A 2798-nucleotide genomic window follows, 5' to 3' on the forward strand; every position below is an offset into this window, starting at 1 on the left:
CGGCGCCCTCCTGCTGACCGGGTGCGGCTCCGGCAGTCCGTCCTCCACCGGCGGCGGAACGGAAACCGCCGGGGCGCCGGCAGACGCCAGCCTGGACCAGGTGAACCTGGGCCTGATCCCGATCACGGACGTGGCCCCGGTCTACCTGGGCATGCAGGAGGGGTACTTCGAAGAGGAAGGCATCCAGCTGTCCGTCCAGCTGGCCCAGGGCGGCGCGGCCATCGTCCCGGCGGTGATGACCGGCGAATACCAGTTCGGCTACTCCAATGTCGTCTCGTTGCTGATCGCGCGGGACAAGGGGCTGCCGATCACGGTGGTTTCCAACGGCTCCAGCTCCACCAATGTCCCCGGCGAGGACGTCACCGAGGTGGCGGCCCTGCCGGACAGCGGCATCGAAAGCGCCGCCGACCTGGTGGGCAAGACCGTGGCCGTCAACGCGCTGAACAACTTCGCCGACGTCACCATCCGGAACTCCGTGGAACAGGCGGGCGGCGACCCGGACGCCGTCGACTTCGTCGAAATGCCGTACCCCAACATGCCCGCGGCGCTGGAGCGGGGCGACGTCGACGCCGCCTGGACCACCGAACCGTTCCGCACCCAGATCCTGGACGCCGGCGGAAAAATCGTGGCCAGCCCGATGACCGACCTCACCGACGACTTCGATTCGGCCTTCTACTTCGCCTCCGAGCAGACCCTGCAGGAAGATCCCGAACTCGTCGAACGCTTCCGCCGGGCGCTGGAGAAGTCTTTCCAGTTCGCCTCGGAGAACGACGACGAAGTGCGCGCCATCATCCAGGATTATGCGAAGGTCACGCCCGAGCTGGCCGAGACCGTGGTGATGTCCCGCTGGTATCCGGAGATCAACATGGAGGGCCTGCAGAAGCTGGGGTCGGCGGCCGCCAAATACGGCGTGCTGGAGAAAGAACCCGACTACGAGGCCCTGATCGCGGACTGATCCCCGCTCCTCCCCGACCCGCCCCTTCCACCTTCACCTTCACCCGCACCCGAAAGGCACCATGTCCCAGCTCCAGACCGTCCCCGTCTCCGTGTCCGTCGGACCGCTCTCCCCCGCCGACGTCGTCGCCGTCGCCCGCCACGGCGCCGCCGTCGAACTCAGCGACGAATCGCTGCAGGCCATGGCCGAGTCACGCAAGGTGATCGAGGCCTTGGTGGACGACGACGTGCCGCACTATGGGGTCAGCACCGGCTTCGGCGCCCTGGCCACCAAGCAGATACCGGTTCAGCTGCGCACCCAGCTGCAGCGCAGCCTGATCCGCAGCCACGCGGCCTCGTCCGGGGCCGAGGTGGACCGGGAGGTGGTGCGCGGGCTGATGCTCAACCGGCTCGCGACGATGGCCACCGGGCGCACCGGCGTCCGCCCGCTGGTGGCGCAGGCCTACGCGGGAATCCTCAACGCCGGCATCACCCCGGTGATCGGCGAATACGGCTCCCTGGGCTGTTCCGGGGACCTCGCGCCGCTGGCCCACTGCGCGCTCGCCCTGATGGGTGAGGGCCAGGTCCGCACCGGGGACGGCGAACTGGTGGCGGCCGCCGACGCCCTGGCCGCCGCGGGCCTGGAGCCGGTGGAGCTGCGGGAGAAGGAAGGCCTGGCACTGATCAACGGCACCGACGGCATGCTGGGCATGCTGATCATGGCGTCGGCCGACCTGCACCGGCTGCTGAAGACCGCCGATCTCGCCGCGGCCATGAGCATCGAAGGCTTGCTCGGCACCGACTCCGTGCTGGCCGAGGACCTGCACGCGCTCCGGCCGCATCCCGGCCAGATCGCGGCCGCGGCCAACATGCGCACCGTCCTGGCCGGTTCCGTCCTGATCGCAGAGCAAAAGTCGGCGGGAGCCGATGCGCAGCACCGGTTCACCCGGGTCCAGGATGCGTACTCCCTGCGCTGCGCGCCCCAGGTGCACGGCGCGGCGCGCGCCACGCTTGCCCACGTGGAATCGGTGGCCGGCTACGAACTGGCCTCCGCCGTCGACAATCCCGTGGTCACCCCGGACGGCCGGGTGGAATCCAACGGCAACTTCCACGGCGCCCCGGTCGGCTACGCCCTGGACTTCCTGGCCATCGCCGTGGCGGACCTTGCCTCCATGAGCGAACGGCGGACCGACCGGTTCCTGGACACCGCCCGCAGCCACGGCCTGAACGCCTTCCTGGCCGATGATCCGGGCGTGGACTCCGGGCACATGATCGCCCAGTACACCCAGGCCGGCATCGTCAGCGAGCTCAAGCGGCTCGCCAACCCGGCGTCGGTGGATTCCATCCCGTCCTCGGCCATGCAGGAAGACCATGTGTCCATGGGCTGGTCCGCGGGGCTGAAACTGCGCCGCGCCCTGGACGGGCTCACCCGGGTGCTGGCCATTGAGCTGCTCACCAGTGCCCGCGCCCTGGACATGCGCGACGGCGGCGTGGAGACCTCCCGCAGCGCCCCGGCGGTCACCGCGGTGCGCCGGGAGATCCGCAAAACGGTCGCCGGTCCGGGCACCGACCGCTATCTCTCGCCGGAGATCGAGGCGGTCCGCCTGTTGGTGGACAGCGGCGTGCTGGTGGACGCCGTCGAACAGGCGGCGGGCACAGCACTGAACTGACCCGGACGGCACTACACTGGTGCCCGGAAACACCGTTGGTTCCGGATTGCCGGACCGGAACCAGCGCCGGGAACACTGGGGGCCGGCACCGGGAGGACCTGCTGCATGGCCGCCAACACGCCCGAGGGACAGCCGAGCCGGCGCCGTCTGCTGCAGCAGACGGTCCCCGTCCTGGCGGCCGGCATCGGGGCCGAG

The 2798-nt window shown here is 70.1% G+C and carries 2 protein-coding genes; both read left to right on the plus strand.

Going from position 1 to position 2798, the window contains the following annotated elements:
- Window positions 1–955, plus strand: a 955-nt coding sequence (locus AC5RV2_RS16640) for an ABC transporter substrate-binding protein (RefSeq protein ID WP_494093257.1), incomplete at its 5' end; no start/stop codon positions are given.
- 61 nt (window positions 956–1016) lie between these two features.
- Window positions 1017–2603: a histidine ammonia-lyase gene (gene hutH, locus AC5RV2_RS16645; RefSeq protein ID WP_494093258.1), complete on the plus strand. Its 1587-nt coding sequence runs from the start codon at window positions 1017–1019 to the stop codon at window positions 2601–2603.
- Window positions 2604–2798: the final 195 nt, after the last annotated feature.

The sequence above is a fragment of the Arthrobacter sp. Y3225116 genome (assembly GCF_059091245.1).